This window comes from Bradyrhizobium sp. CIAT3101, assembly GCF_029714945.1.
Lineage (GTDB): Bacteria > Pseudomonadota > Alphaproteobacteria > Rhizobiales > Xanthobacteraceae > Bradyrhizobium.
Map to the genome: position 1 here is coordinate 3,869,312 of NZ_CP121634.1, position 17,605 is coordinate 3,886,916.

General features: G+C 64.0%; 19 protein-coding genes. 13 read left to right on the forward strand and 6 right to left on the reverse strand.

Annotation, left to right across the window (positions count from 1 at the left end; translation table 11 throughout):
- Nucleotides 1–91: 91 nt before the first annotated feature.
- Entirely contained in the window at nt 92–388 is a 297-nt protein-coding gene (locus tag QA645_RS18115) for a twin-arginine translocation signal domain-containing protein (RefSeq protein ID WP_283051955.1), read from the forward strand.
- Nucleotides 389–573: 185 nt separating this feature from the next.
- Here the strand turns inward: QA645_RS18115 and QA645_RS18120 are convergent, their stop codons facing one another.
- The 3 genes from QA645_RS18120 to QA645_RS18130 all read right to left on the reverse strand — a co-directional run bounded on the left by QA645_RS18120 (nt 574) and on the right by QA645_RS18130 (nt 2,833).
- On the reverse strand, nt 574–819 hold the full coding sequence (locus QA645_RS18120) for a hypothetical protein (RefSeq protein WP_254132150.1): 246 nt from the start codon (nt 817–819) through the stop codon (nt 574–576).
- Between the two features lie 206 nt (nt 820–1,025).
- The gene (locus tag QA645_RS18125; protein WP_283051957.1) at nt 1,026–2,033 is read right to left on the reverse strand and encodes an alpha/beta hydrolase; all 1,008 of its coding nucleotides are present in this window, start codon (nt 2,031–2,033) and stop codon (nt 1,026–1,028) included.
- A gap of 101 nt (nt 2,034–2,134) precedes the next feature.
- The gene (locus tag QA645_RS18130; RefSeq protein WP_283051959.1) at nt 2,135–2,833 is read right to left on the reverse strand and encodes a winged helix-turn-helix domain-containing protein; all 699 of its coding nucleotides are present in this window, start codon (nt 2,831–2,833) and stop codon (nt 2,135–2,137) included.
- A gap of 222 nt (nt 2,834–3,055) precedes the next feature.
- On the opposite strand from QA645_RS18130, the gene QA645_RS18135 reads away from it, so the two are divergent.
- The 3 genes from QA645_RS18135 (at nt 3,056) to QA645_RS18145 (ending at nt 4,619) form a co-directional block, all read left to right on the forward strand.
- Nucleotides 3,056–3,364 (forward strand): NIPSNAP family protein, encoded by a 309-nt coding sequence (locus QA645_RS18135; RefSeq protein WP_254132147.1) that lies wholly within the window; start codon nt 3,056–3,058, stop codon nt 3,362–3,364.
- 23 nt (nt 3,365–3,387) lie between these two features.
- The gene (locus QA645_RS18140) at nt 3,388–3,738 is read left to right on the forward strand and encodes an antibiotic biosynthesis monooxygenase (protein ID WP_254194168.1); all 351 of its coding nucleotides are present in this window, start codon (nt 3,388–3,390) and stop codon (nt 3,736–3,738) included.
- A 71-nt stretch (nt 3,739–3,809) separates the two neighbouring features.
- Nucleotides 3,810–4,619, forward strand: coding sequence for an isocitrate lyase/phosphoenolpyruvate mutase family protein (locus QA645_RS18145; protein ID WP_254194167.1), 810 nt, complete (start codon nt 3,810–3,812; stop codon nt 4,617–4,619).
- A gap of 60 nt (nt 4,620–4,679) precedes the next feature.
- Here the strand turns inward: QA645_RS18145 and QA645_RS18150 are convergent, their stop codons facing one another.
- Entirely contained in the window at nt 4,680–5,102 is a 423-nt protein-coding gene (locus QA645_RS18150) for a hypothetical protein (protein WP_283051962.1), read from the reverse strand.
- Between the two features lie 167 nt (nt 5,103–5,269).
- Between QA645_RS18150 and QA645_RS18155 the strand changes: the two genes are divergently transcribed.
- Nucleotides 5,270–5,914: a trimeric intracellular cation channel family protein gene (locus QA645_RS18155; RefSeq protein ID WP_283051964.1), complete on the forward strand. Its 645-nt coding sequence runs from the start codon at nt 5,270–5,272 to the stop codon at nt 5,912–5,914.
- A 186-nt stretch (nt 5,915–6,100) separates the two neighbouring features.
- Here QA645_RS18155 and QA645_RS18160 read toward each other — a convergent pair whose 3' ends face one another.
- Nucleotides 6,101–7,327 carry a cytochrome c gene (locus tag QA645_RS18160; protein ID WP_283051966.1) on the reverse strand — a complete coding sequence of 409 codons (1,227 nt, stop codon included), beginning with the start codon at nt 7,325–7,327 and terminating at the stop codon, nt 6,101–6,103.
- Between the two features lie 281 nt (nt 7,328–7,608).
- Between QA645_RS18160 and QA645_RS18165 the strand changes: the two genes are divergently transcribed.
- The 3 genes from QA645_RS18165 (at nt 7,609) to QA645_RS18175 (ending at nt 12,415) form a co-directional block, all read left to right on the forward strand.
- The gene (locus QA645_RS18165) at nt 7,609–11,100 is read left to right on the forward strand and encodes an indolepyruvate ferredoxin oxidoreductase family protein (RefSeq protein WP_283051968.1); all 3,492 of its coding nucleotides are present in this window, start codon (nt 7,609–7,611) and stop codon (nt 11,098–11,100) included.
- Nucleotides 11,101–11,131: 31 nt separating this feature from the next.
- Nucleotides 11,132–11,818: a hypothetical protein gene (locus QA645_RS18170; RefSeq protein WP_283051969.1), complete on the forward strand. Its 687-nt coding sequence runs from the start codon at nt 11,132–11,134 to the stop codon at nt 11,816–11,818.
- Between the two features lie 126 nt (nt 11,819–11,944).
- Nucleotides 11,945–12,415 carry a hypothetical protein gene (locus tag QA645_RS18175; protein WP_283051971.1) on the forward strand — a complete coding sequence of 157 codons (471 nt, stop codon included), beginning with the start codon at nt 11,945–11,947 and terminating at the stop codon, nt 12,413–12,415.
- A gap of 119 nt (nt 12,416–12,534) precedes the next feature.
- Here QA645_RS18175 and QA645_RS18180 read toward each other — a convergent pair whose 3' ends face one another.
- Entirely contained in the window at nt 12,535–12,864 is a 330-nt protein-coding gene (locus QA645_RS18180) for a hypothetical protein (RefSeq protein ID WP_283051973.1), read from the reverse strand.
- On the opposite strand from QA645_RS18180, the gene QA645_RS18185 reads away from it, so the two are divergent.
- The 5 genes from QA645_RS18185 to QA645_RS18205 all read left to right on the forward strand — a co-directional run bounded on the left by QA645_RS18185 (nt 12,857) and on the right by QA645_RS18205 (nt 17,601).
- On the forward strand, nt 12,857–14,014 hold the full coding sequence (locus QA645_RS18185) for a thiolase domain-containing protein (protein WP_283051975.1): 1,158 nt from the start codon (nt 12,857–12,859) through the stop codon (nt 14,012–14,014). The two genes, QA645_RS18180 and QA645_RS18185, sit on opposite strands and share 8 nt — an antisense overlap.
- Entirely contained in the window at nt 14,014–14,403 is a 390-nt protein-coding gene (locus tag QA645_RS18190) for an OB-fold domain-containing protein (RefSeq protein WP_028154920.1), read from the forward strand. The genes QA645_RS18185 and QA645_RS18190 overlap by 1 nt, the downstream gene beginning before the upstream one ends.
- A 207-nt stretch (nt 14,404–14,610) precedes the next feature.
- Nucleotides 14,611–15,471 (forward strand): MaoC family dehydratase, encoded by an 861-nt coding sequence (locus QA645_RS18195; RefSeq protein WP_283051978.1) that lies wholly within the window; start codon nt 14,611–14,613, stop codon nt 15,469–15,471.
- 165 nt (nt 15,472–15,636) lie between these two features.
- Complete coding sequence (locus tag QA645_RS18200; RefSeq protein WP_254132140.1) at nt 15,637–16,515, forward strand: SDR family oxidoreductase; 879 nt, start codon at nt 15,637–15,639, stop codon at nt 16,513–16,515.
- 132 nt (nt 16,516–16,647) lie between these two features.
- Nucleotides 16,648–17,601 carry a dihydrodipicolinate synthase family protein gene (locus QA645_RS18205; RefSeq protein ID WP_283051981.1) on the forward strand — a complete coding sequence of 318 codons (954 nt, stop codon included), beginning with the start codon at nt 16,648–16,650 and terminating at the stop codon, nt 17,599–17,601.
- Nucleotides 17,602–17,605: the final 4 nt, after the last annotated feature.

The window sequence follows — 17,605 nt, forward strand, 5'->3', positions numbered from 1 at the left end:
TGAACCTGAACGCGCGATTCAGCGGCAGTTCATGTCGCGAGCCCGAGACTTCCTCTTGCATCATGCAACGCTCGCCCGAGAGGAAGAAGTCATGGAACGCCGCAATTTTCTGAAACTCGCCATCGGCGTCGCGGCCGGTGCGGCCGCATTCTCTGCCGCCGCGCAGGCCGCGCCGCTGGCGCCGCAGCCGCTCGGTAATGGCGGCATGCCGCTCGCCAATCCAAACGCTCATCCCGCCGTCACCAGCAGCGAGGAAGCAGCCCAGCTCAAGCCCGAGCAGGTGCACTGGCATGGCGGCGGTCGCTGGCATCACCGTCACTGGGGATGGCGCCACCGTCATTGGGGCTGGCGCCGACGCTGGCACCGCCGCCACTGGCGTCACTGGTAAAGCCACGCGTGAACTGAAAAGGCCTGAACTGAAAAAGCCTGGACTGAAAAAGGGGATCGCGATGGCGATCCCCTTTTTTCATGTGCCAAGTTTCCTTGCGCCAAGCCTCTCAAACGAACCAAGCCTCTCAAACGAAAATGGCCGCGCAGGCTGATCCCGCGCGGCCATTTCGCAAGTGCGAAAGATCAGAACGGGCGGCAGCGGCCGGCGTACCAGCGGAAGCCATAGGGGCACACGCGCGGACGCACGACGACGACCGGCGGAGCGACGACGACCGGGGCGGGGGCCACGACCACGGGACCACCCATCGGACGGCAGCCGCCATAGGGGCCGCGGTACCAGCCCGGGCCGCAGCCACCGGCGGCGCTGGCCGCCTCGCTGAAGCCGACGACCGCGCTGGCGAGCATCACGGCGGCAAACAGATATTTCATGTGATCTTCCTTCTGGTCCTTGGGGGGCAAAGTCTCTGAGGGTAGACTAGGGGGCTTGGCGCTTGCGGCGCACAATGAATCAAACCATACGATTCGACATGTTAATTTTTGCGACATGTCGGCACGGCGCGATCCAAACCTGCCAATCATGACCTGAATGCGGCATGAACATTGTCCGCGTACGGCCTCGCGCGACATGAATGGCGCTAGTGGCCGAGGAATCCCAGCACCAGCTCCTTGTACTTGTCGGGCGCCTCCAGGAAGACGAGGTGGCCCGTGTCCGGAATGACTTCAGCCCGCGCATTCGGCATCTTCGCCGCGAACGCTTTTGCCAGCTCGGCATTCTGCCCCATCTTGGGCCGCAGCGCCTCAGGCGCATTCGGCCGGCCTGGTGCGTTGTGGTCGTCGGCGCCCATGATGAACAGCGTCGGCTCGGTGATGAGCGGAATCTCATGCGCGACCGGCTCGCGATAGATCATCTGGCCGGATGAGACGAAGGCGCGCAGCCAGCGCGGATAATCGGGGCTGCCCTTGATGTTGAAGCGGGCGTCGATGAACGGCGTGATGGCGTCGCCCGGCAGCTTGATCGCGTAATTGGTCTGGAGCTGTTTCCGGTAGTCGTCGGCGGTGAGCTTGTCCTCGGTCTCGATGATCTTTTCGGTCGGCGTCGGCGGCACGTAGAGGCGATAATCCTCGAGCCCGATTGGCGCGGTCAGCACCAGATGCGCGACGCGATCGGGATAGGCACGCGCGATGCGCACGCCCAGCATGCCGCCGAGCGAATGCGCGACGACATCGGCCTTGTTGATCTCTAAGTGATCGAGCAGCGCGATGGTGTTGCGTGCCAGATTGTCGAAATGCAGTTCGCCGGTGGGCTTGGACGATTTGCCGAAGCCGATCTGGTCCGGCACCACGACGCGATAGCCGGCGTCGGTGAGCATCTTGATGACAGGCGCCCAATAGCTCGACGGGAAATTGCGTCCATGCAGCAGCACCACGGTGCGGCCGTTCGGCTGCGCCGGCGCGACGTCCATATAGGCCATGCTGAGCTGCTCGCCGTCATTGACCACGGGCAGCAGGTGCACGGGATAGGGATAGGCAAAGCCTTCGAGCGCGATGCCATAGGGCTCGCGTTGGGGCGTGTCGGCGGCGTGCGCGATGAGCGGGGAAGCGAGCAGGGCGGCGGCGAGGGCGGCCGGGAGGATGCGGATCATGGAGGTCTCTGGCGGTCACGGAATGACGTTCGCATAACCGCGTGGATGGCCGGGTCAAGCCCGGCCATGACGACTGTGAGTGTCCACACGCAAACGTGTTGTCAGTCTTTCTCACCGCCGAACAGCGCCGCAAACTGCTTCTCGCCGGTGCGGGTGAAATTCACCACGCGGCTGCCGGGTGTGGCGTCGCGTGCGGCCCATTTCAGCTCGGCGAAACGCTGCATCATCGCGGCGCCAAGCGTGCCGGCGAGATGGTGACGCCGCTCGCTCCAGTCGAGACAGGCCTTGCAGACGGGACGGCGCGGGTGGCTGAGCATGTCAGGCGAGATCTGCACATTCTTGGCGAGGAAACGCTCGCCCTCGGCGGTCAGCTCGATGTCCTGCTTTTTCTGCCTGACCAGGTTTCGTGCGCGCAAGGAATCCAGCATCTGCACGCCGAGATCGCCGGCGAGATGGTCGTAGCAGATCCGCGCGCGGCGCAGCGCGGGATCCTTCGGCCCGGTGCGCACGCGCATGTGGCCGGTGCGTGCGGCGAGCCCCGCAAGACCTTCGAGCACGCCGGCGACGTCGTCGTCGGTGAGGCGGTAGTAGCGGTGGCGGCCCTGCTTCTCCGGCTCGACCAGCCCGCCGGCCTCGAGCTTTGCCAGATGCGAGCTCGCGGTCTGCGGCGTGATGCCGGCCTCCTGCGCGAGCTCGCTTGCCGTGAGCGCGCGTCCGTTCATCAGCGCCGTGAGCATGTTGGCGCGGGCGGGATCGCCGACCAGCGCGGCGACCATGGCGATGTCGGGACCTGATTTCATGCTTCGATGGTAGCCGAAGCATTGTGGTCGGGCAAGGGCGTAGCGTGTCTCACATCGTTGTTGCGAACGAACAGCGAAGCGAAACAGCAAGCCCGATCCTCACCCTGAGGAGCGCGCTCTTGCGCGCGTCTCGAAGGGCGAGGCCACCGGCCGGGCCTTCATCCTTCGAGACGCGCGTTCCGCGCTCCTCAGGATGAGGAGCACACACAGGAGAACCCCAGCATGTCCGTCACCGTCTTCATCCGCTATCAGCTCGATCCCTTCAAGCGCGCGCAGTTCGAGGAGTATTCGAAGCGCTGGCTCACCATCATCCCGAAATGCGGCGGCGACCTGATCGGCTATTTCATGCCGCATGAGGGCACCAACAACATCGCGTTCGCGCTGATCACGTTCGAAAGCCTGGCTGCCTACGAGGCCTATCGCGCGCGACTGCGTCAGGATGCCGAGGGCATGGCCAATTTCCATTTCGCCGAGGACAACAAATTCATCCTCGCGGAAGAGCGCACCTTCCTGCGCAAGGTGGTACTGTAACGAACCAACAGCAGGAGCCGCCCATGATCGCCGTGATCTTCGAAGTCTGGCCGAAGCCGGAACATCGCCAGGACTATTTCGACCTCGCGGCCGATCTGAAGCCGATCCTGCAAACCATCGACGGCTTCATCTCGGTCGAGCGTTTTGAAAGCCTGACCGAGAAGGGCAAGGTCCTGTCGCTGTCGTTCTGGCGCGACGAGGCCGCAGTCCAGGCCTGGCGCAACACGATGGAGCACCGCCGCACCCAGGCCAAGGGCAGGGCCAAGATCTTCGCCGACTATCACCTGCGCATCGCCAGCGTCGTCCGTGACTACGGCATGACCGATCGCGAGCAGGCACCGAAGGACAGCCGCGCCGTGCACGACGCGCACTAGCGCTGCCGGGCGCGCACTAGCGCTGCCCAAAACGCGTGCCTATGTCTGCGCGGCCAACAAGGGAGAGAAACATGCATGTGACAACTGCTGACAAGCGCGCGACGTTCAGGAAGATGCACGAGAGCGGCTGCTTCATCCTGCCCAATCCGGTCGATGTCGGCAGCGCCAAGGCGTTGCAGCATCTCGGTTTCAAGGCGCTGGCGTCATCGAGCGCGGGCTTCGCCTGGACCATCGGCAAGGCCGACAATCGCGTCACCGTCGAGGACGTCTGTCAGCATCTGGCAGCACTGAGCTCGTCCGTCGACATTCCCGTCAATGCGGATTTCGAAGGTGGTTTCGCGGTCGAACCGGACAAGGTCGCCGACAATGTCGAGCGCGGCGTGCGCACGGGCGTCGCAGGCCTCTCGATCGAGGATTCGACCGGTGACAAGGACAAGCCGCTTTACGACCGCGCGCTGGCGGTCGAGCGCATCAAGGCCTCGCGCAAGGCGATCGGCGACAGCAACACCCTGCTGGTCGGCCGCTGCGAGGCGTTCCTGTGGGGCGTGACCGATCTCAAGCTCGTCATCGACCGGCTTACCGCATATGCGGACGCCGGCGCCGATTGCCTCTATGCGCCGGGCCTGAAGACGCGTGAGGACATCGCGGCCGTGGTGAAGGCTGTCGCACCCAGACCGTTCAACCTGCTGATCGGTGGCTCCGGCCTGTCGTTGAAGGAAGCCGAAGATCTCGGCGTGCGCCGGATCAGCGTCGGCGGCTCGCTCGCCCGCGCCGCCTGGGGCGGCTTCATGCGCGCGGCAAAGGAGATGGCGGAGAAGGGAACGTTCACCGAACTCGGCAGCGGCTATTCCGGCGGCGAGCTCAACAAGATGTTCAGCTAGACCAAACGAACAGCGGCGGGACCTTTCGATCCCGCCGCCGTCGCAATCTGTTGTAAATCGTTACTTCGCGCCCTCAGCCGGCGGAGCCGGATCCGGCTTTGCCGCAGGCATATCCGCCGGAGCGGCCGGCTTGCTCGGGGCAGCACCCGTGGTCACGCCGGGCGCGGTGTTGTTGCGCGGCGTCACGTCACGCATGCCGGGAGGCGCGGCCGGATTGGCCGGAGCCGTCTGCTGCGCGGTCTGCGTGGTCGGCGCATTGCTCGCCTGGTTGCCCGTCGTGCTGGTGTTGTTCAAGCCATAGAACACGGCGCCCAGCACTATTGCGACAGCCACTGCGAACAGCGCGACCTTGCCGCTGGAGGCGGGGCCTTCACCCAGCTCGGGATCGGCCTGAAGGTCGGCATCCCGGCGCGCCGCGCGAAGATACTCATCGTCGGCGAGGTTCGGGCGGTACGGATCGTTGGGAAAACGGTCGTCAGCCATCGATTGGGTCTCCTCGTTGATTGCCCCCTGACAACCCTCAGCTGCGAGATTCTGTTCCGTGCGCGTTATGCTTTCGTCGCATGTTGCCCTCGCGCGAGGAATCGGGAACCTGTTCATGCGGGAACCTTGTGCGTAAGTTCCATCGCAGGGAGAAGGGAACAGAAGCGATGTGGAGCCTGCCGCCGAGCGATAGCGTGCTGCATTTCCTCTCTTTGATCGCGGTGGCCGCGCAGGGCATGACCGCCGCGCTGGCGGCCGGCCGCCGCAGCATGGACTGGCTTGGCGTCTGCTTTCTCGGCTGCATCACCGCGCTCGGCGGTGGCACGCTGCGCGATCTCTTCCTTGGGCACTATCCGCTGTCCTGGGTGCAAAACCCGATCTACCTCGCGCTCGCAGGCGGCGCGGCCTTTCTCACCATTCTGTTCGCGCGGCTCGTGCATCGGCTCAAGCTCGCTTTCATCGTGCTCGATGCCATCGGTCTCGTGGTCTTCACTATGACCGGCTGCGACGTCGCCTGGCAGACCGATGCCTCGCTGCCGATCGTCATCGTCTCCGGCATGGTGACGGGCTGCGCCGGCGGCGTGTTGCGCGACGTGCTCTGCAACGACGTGCCGCTGCTGTTTCGCTCCGAGCTCTACGCCAGCGTCTCGGTGGTGACGGGATTGTTCTATGCGACCGCGTTCGGGCTCAGCCTCAACGCCGAGCTCTGGACCATTTTGACGTTTGTCCTCGGCATCAGCTTCCGCCTGCTCGCGGTGCGCTACAAATGGGAGATGCCGAAGTTCGTGTTCACGGGAGATGAGGAGCAGTAGGGCTGATTTCGTCACCTCGCCCCGCTTGCGGGGAGAGGTCGGATTGCATCGTTAGATGCAATCCGGGTGAGGGGGAGTCTCCGCGAGTCTAACTGACGCCGTCTCTGCCGAAGCAGCCCCTCACCCCAACCCTCTCCCCGTAAGAACGGGGCGAGGGAGCGCGCCGTCTTTGCGGCGGCGCAGTAGCTACGGCTCCTGCTTCCTTGCCTTCTTCACCTGCGCCGGTGTCACCAGCGGACCGGCATTGCCCCAGGAATTGCGGATGTAGTTCGTCACCGCCGCAATCTCATCGTTGGACAATTGCTTGGCGTAGCCGGGCATCTCGCCGGTGTTCGGCGCCCGCGGCGTCGTCACGGTATGGGCGCCGTCGAGGATGATGCGCAAGGTCGAGGAGGGGTTGATCGATTGCAGCAGGGCATTGCCCGGCAGCGGCGGATAGATGCGCGGTGCGCCCGAGCCGTCGGCTTCATGGCAGGCGACGCAGAGTTTTGCGTAGACCGCCTGGCCCGCTTGCATCTCGGTCTCGTCGGGCGGCGTCACGATGGTTTCCCGGCGCACCGGCGGCAGGCTCTTCAAGTACACCGCGATCGCACGTACATCGGCATCGCTCATCTTCGAGGTTGAATTGACGATCACCTCGGCCATCGGCCCGCCGGCATGGCTTTTGGCGTTACGGCCGCTCTGCAGATATTCGGTGATGTCGTCGGCGCTCCATGATTGCAATCCGGTGCGCGCGGCACCATCGAGCCGCGGCGCATACCAGCCGCCGAGATCGCCGCCGGACAAGGCCTGCGCGGCCTTGTCGGCACCAAAATAGTTCTTCGGCGTGTGGCAGGCGCCGCAATGGCCGAGCCCTGTGACGAGATAGCCGCCCCTATTCCACACCGCGCTCTTGCTCTGGTCCGGTTCGAACAGGCCGGGCGTGAAGAACAGCAAGTTCCAGGCTCGCATCAGGCCGCGATAGCCGAATGGCCAACGCAGCTCCGGCGGCTTGTTGCGGCTGGCGACCGGCGCGAGTGTGCCGAGATAGGCGCGGATCGCCAGCGTGTCGTCCTTGGTCATCCGGGTGAAGTAGGGGTAGGGGAAGGCCGGGTAATAAAGCGAGCCGTCCGGCGCGGTGCCGGTGCGCACGGCGCGGGTGAAATTATCGTCAGTCCATGCACCGATCCCGGTGTCGCGGTCCGGCGTCAGGTTCGGCGCATAGATCGCGCCGAAGGGCGTGTCGATGCGCTTGCCGCCGGCGAAGGGCTTTGCGGGATCGGCGGTGTGGCAGCCTGCGCAGTCGCCGGCCTCGACCAGCGTCTTGCCGTAGGCGATCAGCTCGGGCGACGGTTCGGCGGCAAGGGCCGCGCTCGCAACCGCACTGCACAAGACCAAACCTACCAGAGCCTGGCCAGCCAGAATCCTCCGCATCGTCGACCCTTCTTGCTGCGACTCATCAGCCCTGTCGCATCATACGGACGTCACGTCATTTCGCGACGCAGGGCTATGGTGACACAAATTGAAAATCGCCCATGCCTTTCCGGCCACGAAATTGCGTTTTTTTCCTGCCGCCGCGGAAGCGCCAGATTTGTGATGCGCCGCGTTAAATATCCGACATAGAGTGGCGCAGGTGGTCGGCGCGCCCTAGCTAAAAACAACGGGCAGGCAACGGCTTAAGCAGCCAAACGCTCAAAAGGGCGAAAGAGGACAACATGGGAATCAACCAGGGTCCGATCAGTCTCGATCAAAAATACACCCAGGACACCGGTCATATTTTCACGACGGGCATCCAGGCGCTGGTCCGCCTGCCCATGGCCCAGATTCGCCGCGACCGCGCCGCAGGCCTGAACACCGCGGGCTTCATCTCCGGCTATCGCGGCTCGCCTCTCGGCGGCTACGACCAGCAGCTTTTCGCCGCCCGAAAGCACCTCGAGCAGTACAACATCAAGTTCCAGCCTGGCGTGAACGAGGATCTGGCGGCGACCGCGGTCTGGGGCTCGCAGCAGCTCAACCTCTCGCCCGGCGCCAAATACGACGGCGTCGTCGGCATCTGGTACGGCAAGGGCCCCGGCGTCGATCGCTGCGGCGACGTCTTCCGCCACGGCAATGCCGCCGGCTCCGCCAAGAACGGCGGCGTGCTGTGTCTGGCCGGCGACGACCATGGCGCCAAATCCTCCACCGTCCCGCATCAGTCGGACCACGCCTTCATGTCGGCGCTGATGCCGTATCTCTATCCCTCGAGCATCCACGAGATGATCGAGATGGGCCTGCTCGGCATCGCGATGTCGCGCTATTCAGGCTGCTGGGTCGGCATGAAGGTGATCACGGAAACGGTGGAGACCACCGCCGAGATCGACCTCACCGACGAGATGAAGCCTTTCATCATCCCACCGGATTTCGAGTTGCCGCCCGGCGGGCTCAATCTGCGCTGGCCGGACGACCGTTTCGAGCAGGATCGCCGCCTGCAGGATTACAAGGGCTTTGCCGCGATCGCCTTTGCGCGCGCCAACAAGGTCAACCGCGTCACCATGGATTCGCCGAACGCCCGTTTCGGCATCATGGCGTCCGGCAAAAGCTACGAGGACGTGCGCCAGGCGCTGCGCGAACTCGGGGTCACCGAAGAGGTCGCCGCCAAGATCGGCCTTCGCCTCTACAAGATCGGCATGCCCTGGCCGCTGGAGCCGGAAGGCGTGCACGAATTCGCCGTCGGCCTCGAAGAGATCTTCATCGTCGAGGAGCGCCGCGAGATCGTCGAGAACCAGGTCAAGCAGGTGCTGTTCAACTGGCGCGACGACGTCCGCCCGCGCATCGTCGGCAAGATGGACGAGCACGACAAGCGCTTCCTGACCTTCGCCGCCGAGCTCAGTGTTGCCTCGCTCGCGACCTCGCTCACCGAACGGCTGCTTCGACTTGATCTCAACCCCGAGATTGCGGAGATGCTCCGCGCCAAGGCCGACTGGTTCAACGGCCGCCAGGCGTCCCAGATGATCCCCACGGCGCCGGTCTCCCGCACCCCGTATTTCTGCTCCGGCTGCCCCCACAACACATCGACGAAGGTCCCCGAAGGCAGCCGCGCGCTCGCCGGCATCGGCTGCCACTTCATGGCGCTGTGGATGGACCGCTCGACCGAGACGTTCACGCATATGGGCGGCGAGGGCGTGCCGTGGGTCGGCATCGCGCCCTTCACAGACGAGAACCACATTTTTGCGAACCTCGGCGACGGCACCTATTTCCATTCCGGCCTTCTCGCGATCCGGCAGGCAGTCGCCTCCAAGACCAACATCACCTACAAGATCCTCTACAACGACGCCGTCGCCATGACCGGCGGCCAGCGTCACGACGGCGATCTCTCGCCGCAGCAGATCACTTTCCAGCTCCACGCCGAAGGCATTCGCGAGATCTATCTGGTCTCGGAGGCGCCCGACGCCTATCCGGCCGACACCATCGCGCCGGGCGTGAAGCTGTATCATCGCGACGAACTGCAGAACGTCATGAAGATGTGCCGGGAGTACAAGGGCACGTCCGCGATCGTATTCGTGCAGACCTGCGCTGCCGAGAAGCGCCGCCGCCGCAAGCGCGGCCTGATGGAAGATCCGGCGCGTCGCATCATGATCAATCCGGCCGTCTGCGAAGGCTGCGGTGATTGCTCCGTGCAGTCGAACTGCATCTCGGTCGAGCCGCTGGAAACCGAGTTCGGCCGCAAGCGCGCCATCAACCAGTCGTCCTGCAACAAGGACTATTCCTGCCTGAAGGGTTTTTGCCCGTCCTTCGTCACCATCGACGGCGGCGCGCCGCGTCACCGCGCGCCGGCGGAGCTGGCCGACATCGGCGCGCTGCCGGAGCCGGCGTCGCGTCCGGCGCTGGACAAGCCCTACAACATCGCGGTCGGCGGCGTTGGCGGCACCGGCGTCCTCACCATCGGCGCGCTGCTCGGCATGGCCGCGCATATCGAGGGCAAGGCCTCGATGATCCTCGACATGTCCGGTCTGGCGCAGAAGGGCGGGGCGGTGCTGAGCCACGTCCGCCTGTCGGATCACCCGGCGGAAGTGACATGCTCGCGCATCGTCACCGGCACGGCCGACGTCGTGCTTGCCGCCGACGAGGTGGTCGCCGTCGCCAAGGACACGATCTCGCTCTGCGACTCCAGTCGCACCCACGGCATCATCAACAGCCACGTCATTCCCACCGCCGACTTCGTCCTGAACCGTGACTTCAACTTCCAGACCCGCAAGCTGAATGGGTTGCTGGAAACGGCGCTGCACAAGGACTCCGTGTTCTTCGATTTCACCAAGCCGGCCGAGCAGCTGTTGGGCGACAGCATCGCCACCAACATGATGATGATGGGCTATGCCTATCAGAAGGGGCTGTTCCCGTTGTCGGCTGAGGCGATCGAGCAGGCGATCGAGGTCAACGGCGTCGCGATCAAGATGAATAAGGAGGCCTTCCGCCTCGGGCGTCTTGCCGTCGCGGACCCCGCGCGCCTTGCCGACATGCTGAAGGGAACGGACGAGGTCGAAGCGCCCAAGACGCTGGACGCCATGACGCTCGACGAGGTCATCGAGCATCGCGCCAAGCATCTCACCGCCTACCAGAACGGCCGCCTGGCCAAGCGTTATCGCAAGCTGGTCGACCAGGTCCGCGATGCCGCGGTGAAGGGAAGCTACGGCGATGCGCTGCCGCGCGCGGTCGCGATCAACTACGCAAAACTGCTCGCCTACAAGGACGAGTACGAAGTTGCGCGTCTCTTCACCGACGGCGCCTTCGCAAAGCAGCTCCAGGATCAGTTCGAAGGCGACTTCAAGTTCAGCTTCAACCTGGCTCCGCCGATTTTGGCGTCCGGCGTCGATGCGCTGGGCCGCCCGAAGAAGCGTGCCTTCGGCCCGTGGATGCTGAAAGCGTTCGGCGTGCTGGCAAAATTCAAATTCCTGCGCGGCACCCCGCTCGACATTTTTGGCCGCAGCGCCGACCGCAAACTCGAGCGCGATTTGATCGTCGGCTACGAGAAGGACGTCGCCACCGTGCTCGGCCTGTTGTCGCCCGTCACGGTCGACACCGCGGTCGAATTGCTCTCGCTGCCCGACCGCATCCGCGGCTACGGCCCGGTGAAGGAGAAGGCGGTCGCCGACGCCAAGGCCCGCTACGCCCAGCTCGCCGCCGACCTCGCGAGCCCGCCGCCGGCGCCGAGGCAGATCGCAGCGGAGTAGGTCAGGTGCCGTAGGGTGGGCAAAGGCGCACTTGCGCCGTGCCCACCATCTCGCCGAAACTGCGCAAAAGACGTGGGCCGCTTTGCTCTATCACGGCTACAAGTGGGGCACGATCGATACTATGCTCTGGGGTGGCGAAATGCGGCGTGGGTTGTTGATGATGGCAGCCTTGCTGCTGACGAGTCCGGCTACTGCCGAAACCTTGTCTTGGGAGGGCGTCGGCCCCATTCGCCTAGGCATGGATGTGAAAGCGGCTGAGAAGGCGCTGAAGACCAAGCTGCTCCCTCGACAGCCCCCCTTCGAAGATGACCAGTGCTACTTGACCTGGCGCGCCGACGGAAAGGAGCCGGACCTTGCCTACGTCCTTGAGCACGGCAGGATCACCGTCATCCAGGTCTATGACTCAGACGGGAAGGCGCCTGACGTCGCGGATGCGCACGGTCTCGGAATAGGCTCCGCGGAGGACGCCATCCTGAGCGCTTATGGGCCGGTGAAGAAGAGTCTCGGCTTCTACTATCGCGGCGAGAACGATGCGGTCGATGCCAAGGCGGAGCAGGATTCGAAGAACGCCAAGGGTGAGGATTCTCCTGAGTACGAGGTCGAGGTGGAGAGCCCCGATCACGAGCGATCGATCCTCTTCACCACGAAAGCGGGCAAAATCATCCACTTGTCGCTGGGGATGAAGCCCATGGTTCTCGAGCCCGAGCCGTGCCAGTAGTGCCGGATCCACGGGCGAATGCGCATGGCACGGTGCCGACCATGTCACCGGGATTGAACCAGAGTTGGCACGCTTGCAATTGCGACACCGAGTTGGAGTGTCGAGCGCATTCTGTGGAAGAGCGATATGAAACCCGATGAACTGACAGAACTATTCCGGAGACTAGGGGCTCGCAATCCCGCAGACTGGGCGCGATCTCAGCTCGACGAGGACCTTCCGCAGTTGGCGCGGTTCCTGTTCTTGCGCGAGGCCTGGAAGCTTGTCGTCGCGGATGACGGAGCAGGCTGGATATGTGATCGCATCAATGATGTTTCGAGCAATCCGGGCGGCGAGATTGGTCCTGCCCTCCAGCGTTTGCTCTCCGCCGGCGCAGCAGAAAGCGATCTCACCGCGGTGGTAAGGGCAATGCAGTGGCGACTGCTATTCGGACTTTGCCGGTTGCTCGATGATCCTGGCTCCCTGGAGGAGGAAGCGAGAGGCGTTGCGTGGCGGCTTTTTCAAATTGACGAGGATGAGAGACCGACGGTGGTCATGGGCGGGCTGCATGAATCGATACTCGAGATGGATCCAACGGGCCGCGAGATGCGACCCGTGTAGTCAAAGGGGCAAAGGCGCACTTGCGCCGTGCCCACCATCTCGCCGAAAATTGCGCAAAAGACGTGGGCACGCTTCGCTTTGCCCACCCTACGATTTCTCGTTTGAAATCAACCACCGTTCTACTGTGCATGGGGTTGTTTTCGTAAAGCGGGTTCTTTCGATAAAACGAAAATCGCTTGCGCCGTCGGGCAAAACACCTTTAGGATTTCCGCTGCCTCTTTCGTCATTGCGAGCGCAGCGAAGCAATCCAGAAATGCGTCTGCAGAAAGACTCTGGATTGCTTCGCTGCGCTCGCAATGACGGTGGAGAGGCAGACGGATTGGGCCGCACTTGCGCCAACCCGCTGCCCTCTCGCCCGACGGAATATTTCCGCGCTTGCCAAGCAGCCCGGTGCGGTTCAGAAAAAAGAGCCAAGAAGAAACGCGAGCGGAGACCTCTGTTTTGACCATCAAGGGCAAGGCCTACATTGCCGGGATCTACGAACACCCGACCCGGCATGCGCCGGACAAATCCACCGCCCAGCTTCACGCCGAGGTCGCCAAGGGCGCGATCGAGGATGCCGGGATCAGCAAGGACGATGTCGACGGCTATTTCTGCGCGGGCGACGCGCCCGGCGGTGCCTGGCCGATGGTCGATTATCTCGGCCTGAACACCAAGAAACTCCGCCACGTCGATTCCACCGAGACCGGCGGCTGTTCCTACATCATCCATCTCGGCCATGCCGCCGAGGCGATCGCGGCGGGCAAGTGCTCGATCGCGCTGATCACGCTCGCCGGCAAGCCGCGGACCGGCGTGATGCCGCCGCGCGCGGCGGGCGCGGAAGCCGATTTCGAGTCCGCTTACGGCGCGACCACGCATAATGCCTATGGCATGTGTGCCATGCGCCATATGCACGACTATGGCACCACCAGCGAGCAACTCGCCTGGATCAAGGTCGCGGCCTCGCACCATGCGCAATACAATCCGCATGCGATGCTCAAGGACGTCGTGACCGTCGAGGACGTCCTGAACTCGCCGATGATCTCCGATCCCCTGCACCGCATGGATTGCTGCGTCGTGTCCGATGGCGGCGGTGCGCTGATCGTGACGACGCCGGAGATCGCCAGGAGCCTGAAGAAACCGCTGGTCAAGCTGATCGGTCATGGCGAGGCGATGAAGGGGCCGCGCGGCGGCAAGGATCTCGATCTCACTTACTCCGCCGGCATCTGGTCCGGTCCGCGTGCGTTCGAGGAAGCCGGCATCACGCCGAAGGACATCAAATACGCCTCGATCTACGACAGCTTCACCATCACGGTGCTGATGCAGCTCGAGGATCTCGGCTTCTGCAAGAAGGGCGAGGGCGGCAAGTTCGTCGCCGACGGCAACCTCATCTCGGGCGTCGGCAAGCTGCCGTTCAACACCGATGGCGGTGGCCTCTGCAGCAACCATCCCGTCAACCGCGGCGGCATGACCAAGATCATCGAAGCCGTCAGGCAGTTGCGCGGCGAGGCGCATCCGAAGGTGCAGGTTCCGAATTGCGATCTCGCCATCGCCCACGGTACCGGCGGCCTTCTGGGTGTTCGCCACGCCGCCTCGACGGCCATTCTGGAGCGCGTGTGATGAGCGAAGCAAAAAAGTATCCGGCCCCGGTGACCAATCCGGAGACCGCCGCGTTCTGGGACGCGGCCAAGCAAGGCAAGTTCATGATCAAGCGCTGCACCGCGTGCGGTGAAGCGCATTACTTCCCGCGCTCGATCTGCCCGTTCTGCTACTCCGACAAGACGGTGTGGGAAGAGGCGTCAGGCGAGGGCACGATCTACACCTGGAGCTTGATGCGGAAGTCGCCGACCGGTCCTTACGCCATCGGCTACGTGACGCTGAAGGAGGGACCGTCGGTGCAGACCAACTTCGTCGACTGCGATCTCGAGAAGCTGAAGATCGGTCAGAAGGTGAAGGTGGTGTTCAAGCCGACGGATGGCGCACCGCTGCCGTTCTTCACGCCGGCCTGAGATTCTTCCCTTCTCCCCTTGCGGGAGAAGGTGGCGCGAAGCGCCGGATGAGGGGTTCTCTCCGCGTCGAGATTGTTCACTGCGGAGGCAACCCCTCACCCAAACGAGTTTGCCGCACGGCTCTCGTGGCCCTCTCCCGCAAGGGGAGAGGGCACATCAACGGGCGCCGCTGCTCGCTAAGGGAAATGCCGGGAGGAAATCAGAAAAATGTCCGCCAGATACGAAGAACTCAAAGGCCTGAAAAACATCGGCCAGAAATATTCCTACGGCGATCGCGAGGTCATGCTCTACGCCTACGGCATCGGCCTCGGCGCCGATCCCATGGACGAGAACGAGCTCGCCTTCGTCAATGAGGGCACGTTCACGCCGCGGCCGCTCAAAGTGGTGCCGACCTTCGCCTCGGTCGCCGCGTGGGGCTCGGGGCCGGGCGAGATGAATCTCAACCGCGTGATGGTGGTCGATGGCGAGCGCGACATCACCTTCCATCAGCCGCTGCCGGTCGCTGCCAACATCACCGCCGATTCTTCCGTGCTCGAAGTCTACGACAAGGGCGAGGGGAAGGGCGTGGTGATCAGCCACCAGACCGTGCTGAAGAACGAGAAGGGCGAGAAGCTCGCAACTCTCGTCGCCTCGCGCTTCGCCCGCGGCGACGGCGGCTTCGGCGGGCCGACCCTGATCCAGCCCGATCCGCACAAGATCCCGACGCGTTCGCCGGACAAGACCATCGACATCGTCACGCGTCCCGACCAGGCGCTGGTCTATCGCCTCTGCGGCGACCGCAATCCGCTGCACAGCGATCCCGAGTTTGCGAAGAAGGCCGGCTTCCCGCGTCCAATTCTGCACGGCATGTGCACCTACGGCATCACCTGCCGCGGCGTGCTCCAGACCTATGCCGACTACGATGCCAGCGCGTTCCGCCAGCACGTCGCGCGGTTCTCGTCGCCGGTCTATCCCGGTGAGACCGTGACCATGGACCTCTGGAAGGACGGCAACACGATCTCGTTCGAAGCCAAGGTGAAGTCACGCGGCGTCACAGTGATCAAGAACGGCAAGACGGTGCTGGGTTAGGGACGCTCTCGTGCCCCGGACGCAGCGCAGCGCTCTTCAGCGGTGCGCCGCAGAGCCGGGGCCCAGAGAGTGCCGCGACAAAGATCTGGGTCCCGGCTCTGCGAAGCAGCGTTGCACGCTGCATCGCGTCCGGGACACAAGAAAGCAAAACAGGGAGAAGCCACCATGGGACTACTCGACGGCAAGGTTGCGCTGATCACCGGCGCGGGCGGGGGACTCGGTGAGGCCTATGCAAAGCTGTTCGCGCGGGAAGGGGCCTCGATCGTCGTCAACGATCTCGGCGGACCCCGCGACGGCTCCGGCGCCGACAAGTCGATGGCGCAGCTCGTGGTGGACGCGATCAAGGCCGAGGGCGGCAAGGCCGTCGCCAATGGCGCCGACATCTCGACCATGGAGGGCGGCCAGTCGGTGTTCGACGACGCCATCAAGCATTTCGGCCGCGCCGATATCCTGGTCAACAATGCCGGCATTTTGCGCGACCAGACCTTCGCCAAGGCCTCTGAGTCCGATTGGGACAAGGTGATCAAGGTGCATCTGAAGGGCACCTTTTGTTGCACGATGCCGGTGTTTCGCTGGATGCGGGAAAACGGCGGGGGCGTCATCGTCAACACCTCCTCGACATCCGGCCTGATCGGCAATTTCGGCCAGACCAATTACGGCGCGGCCAAGGGCGGCATCTGGGGCCTGTCCAACGTGCTGGCGATCGAGGGCCGCAAGTACAACATCCGGATCTGGACGCTCGCCCCGGGGGCCCTGACCCGCATGACCGCGGACCTGCCCCGCTATAAGGAGAACCCCGGTGCGGCGCTGGGGCCGGACGGGATCGCGCCGGCCGTGCTATACATGGTCAGCGATTTGTCGGGCGACCAGACCGGCAAGGTGCTGGGCGTGTCCGGGCCCCGCGGCGTGCGCGAAATGCGGATGATGGAGATGGAAGGCTGGAAACCGCCGCACACGGGCTGGAAGGCCCAGGACGTCGTTGAGCATGCCAAGGAGATCTTCTTCTCCGAGGAGCAGATCAAGATGGGCGCGCGGCGGTTTTAGCCAAAACTGTCATTCCGGGGCGCGACGAAGTCGCGAGCCCGGAATCCATAACCCCGACTTTGTGGTTATGGATTCCGGGCCTGTCCCTTCGGGCCATCCCGGAATGACGAATAGAGAGAGACAGGAAAGACGATGAAACTGACCGCCGACGCCAAGGGCACTTTCGCAATCGCGCCGACGCCGTTCCACGATGACGGACGGATCGACGAGCGCTCGATCGACCGCCTGACCGATTTCTACGAAGAGGTCGGCTGCGATGGCGTCACGGTGCTCGGCATCCTCGGTGAGGCGCCGAAGCTCGACGCCGCCGAGGCCGAGCAGGTGGCGGTGCGCTTCGTCAAGCGCGCCAAGAAGATGCAGGTGATCGTCGGCGTCTCCGCGCCGGGCTTTGCCACCATGCGTTCGCTGGCGAAGGCCTCGATGGACGCAGGCGCCGCCGGCGTCATGATCGCGCCGCCGCCTTCGCTCCGCACCGACGACCAGATCATCGGCTATTACAAGCAGGCGGCCGAGGCGATCGGTCCTGACGTGCCCTGGGTCCTCCAGGATTATCCGCTGACGCTCTCGGTGATCTTCACGCCTGCGGTGATCCGCAAGATCGTGATGGACAATGCGAACTGCGTGATGCTCAAGCACGAGGACTGGCCGGGCCTCGAAAAGATCTCGACGCTGCGCAATTTCCAGAAGGATGGCTCGCTCCGTCCGCTCTCGATCCTCTGCGGCAATGGCGGCATGTTCCTCGACTTCGAGATGGAGCGCGGCGCCGACGGTGCCATGACCGGCTATGCCTTCCCCGAGCTTCTGATCGACGTCGTCAATCTCTCCAAGGCCGGCAAGCGCGACGCCGCGCATGATCTGTTCGACGCCCATCTGCCGCTGATCCGCTACGAGCAGCAGCCGGGCGCAGGCCTTGCCGTGCGCAAGCACGTGCTGCAGAAGCGCGGCATCATCGCCTCCAGCGCCCAGCGCAAGCCCGGTGCGACCATCACGCCGGCGGCGAAGGCGGAGGTCGATTACCTGCTGTCGCGCGTCGCCCGCGTCGACAAGCGCGCCAATCTCGGCCCGCAATCCAGCGCCGCAGGTTAGTTGA

Bases quoted from the DNA above. Each gene is read 5' to 3' on its own strand.
- QA645_RS18115 (WP_283051955.1), top strand. From the start codon at position 92: ATGGAACGCCGCAATTTTCTGAAACTCGCCATCGGCGTCGCGGCCGGT.
- QA645_RS18120 (WP_254132150.1), bottom strand. From the start codon at position 819: ATGAAATATCTGTTTGCCGCCGTGATGCTCGCCAGCGCGGTCGTCGGC.
- QA645_RS18125 (WP_283051957.1), bottom strand. From the start codon at position 2,033: ATGATCCGCATCCTCCCGGCCGCCCTCGCCGCCGCCCTGCTCGCTTCC.
- QA645_RS18130 (WP_283051959.1), bottom strand. From the start codon at position 2,833: ATGAAATCAGGTCCCGACATCGCCATGGTCGCCGCGCTGGTCGGCGAT.
- QA645_RS18135 (WP_254132147.1), top strand. From the start codon at position 3,056: ATGTCCGTCACCGTCTTCATCCGCTATCAGCTCGATCCCTTCAAGCGC.
- QA645_RS18140 (WP_254194168.1), top strand. From the start codon at position 3,388: ATGATCGCCGTGATCTTCGAAGTCTGGCCGAAGCCGGAACATCGCCAG.
- QA645_RS18145 (WP_254194167.1), top strand. From the start codon at position 3,810: ATGCATGTGACAACTGCTGACAAGCGCGCGACGTTCAGGAAGATGCAC.
- QA645_RS18150 (WP_283051962.1), bottom strand. From the start codon at position 5,102: ATGGCTGACGACCGTTTTCCCAACGATCCGTACCGCCCGAACCTCGCC.
- QA645_RS18155 (WP_283051964.1), top strand. From the start codon at position 5,270: ATGTGGAGCCTGCCGCCGAGCGATAGCGTGCTGCATTTCCTCTCTTTG.
- QA645_RS18160 (WP_283051966.1), bottom strand. From the start codon at position 7,327: ATGCGGAGGATTCTGGCTGGCCAGGCTCTGGTAGGTTTGGTCTTGTGC.
- QA645_RS18165 (WP_283051968.1), top strand. From the start codon at position 7,609: ATGGGAATCAACCAGGGTCCGATCAGTCTCGATCAAAAATACACCCAG.
- QA645_RS18175 (WP_283051971.1), top strand. From the start codon at position 11,945: ATGAAACCCGATGAACTGACAGAACTATTCCGGAGACTAGGGGCTCGC.
- QA645_RS18180 (WP_283051973.1), bottom strand. From the start codon at position 12,864: ATGGTCAAAACAGAGGTCTCCGCTCGCGTTTCTTCTTGGCTCTTTTTT.
- QA645_RS18190 (WP_028154920.1), top strand. From the start codon at position 14,014: ATGAGCGAAGCAAAAAAGTATCCGGCCCCGGTGACCAATCCGGAGACC.
- QA645_RS18195 (WP_283051978.1), top strand. From the start codon at position 14,611: ATGTCCGCCAGATACGAAGAACTCAAAGGCCTGAAAAACATCGGCCAG.
- QA645_RS18200 (WP_254132140.1), top strand. From the start codon at position 15,637: ATGGGACTACTCGACGGCAAGGTTGCGCTGATCACCGGCGCGGGCGGG.
- QA645_RS18205 (WP_283051981.1), top strand. From the start codon at position 16,648: ATGAAACTGACCGCCGACGCCAAGGGCACTTTCGCAATCGCGCCGACG.